2 protein-coding genes are annotated in these 841 nt (G+C 47.4%); both read right to left on the reverse strand.

The window, feature by feature from the left end; all coding sequences use genetic code 11:
• Positions 1-283 precede the first annotated feature (283 nt).
• Entirely contained in the window at positions 284-661 is a 378-nt protein-coding gene (locus ACOTX4_RS25970) for a GNAT family N-acetyltransferase (protein ID WP_000656305.1), read from the reverse strand.
• A gap of 101 nt (positions 662-762) precedes the next feature.
• Positions 763-841 (reverse strand): IS1 family transposase (locus ACOTX4_RS25975; protein WP_001401901.1); only part of this gene is annotated, 79 nt, incomplete at its 5' end.

An 841-nucleotide genomic window follows, 5' to 3' on the forward strand; every position in this document is an offset into this window, starting at 1 on the left:
AGCTGAACAGGAGGGACAGCTGATAGAAACAGAAGCCACTGGAGCACCTCAAAAACACCATCATACACTAAATCAGTAAGTTGGCAGCATCACCCAGTTATTGGTGCCCTTAAACGCCTGGTTGCTACGCCTGAATAAGTGATAATAAGCGGATGAATGGCAGAAATTCGAAAGCAAATTCGACCCGGTCGTCGGTTCAGGGCAGGGTCGTTAAATAGCCGCTTATGTCTATTGCTGGTTTACCGGTTTATTGACTACCGGAAGCAGTGTGACCGTGTGCTTCTCAAATGCCTGAGGCCAGTTTGCTCAGGCTCTCCCCGTGGAGGTAATAATTGACGATATGATCATTTATTCTGCCTCCCAGAGCCTGATAAAAACGGTTAGCGCCGGGGTTGGATTTTTCAGCGTTCCAGCTAAGGCTAAGGCATTCCTGTTCAAGCGCAAGCCGGGCTATAAAGCGCATTATCGCTTTACCCGTGCCCTTATTTCGATCGCACTGAGAAACATACAGCTCTTTAATATGCAGCTGACCGCTGTATCGGGGCGAGGGATAAAGAATATTGCAACATGCCAGGCCAGTAATGTTATTGCCGCAGCGCGCTCTGATCACCAGGGTACCGGAAAGCCGGTTGAATAACTTTTTACAGAGATAATCCTTCATCAACGCTTCCTGAATGATACCTTCGCCATAATAGTGTTCTTCCATTTCGGTAAAAATCCCTACCATGGATTCCCACTCGTCCGGGGGGTAATGACTCCAACTTATTGATAGTGTTTTATGTTCAGATAATGCCCGATGACTTTGTCATGCAGCTCCACCGATTTTGAGAACGACAGCGAC

This window comes from Enterobacter cloacae complex sp. IR5459, assembly GCF_049238005.1.
Classification (GTDB): Bacteria; Pseudomonadota; Gammaproteobacteria; order Enterobacterales; family Enterobacteriaceae; genus Enterobacter; species Enterobacter hormaechei_C.

Coding starts and splice junctions, on each gene's coding strand:
- ACOTX4_RS25970 (WP_000656305.1), bottom strand. CDS start 661: ATGAAGGATTATCTCTGTAAAAAGTTATTCAACCGGCTTTCCGGTACC.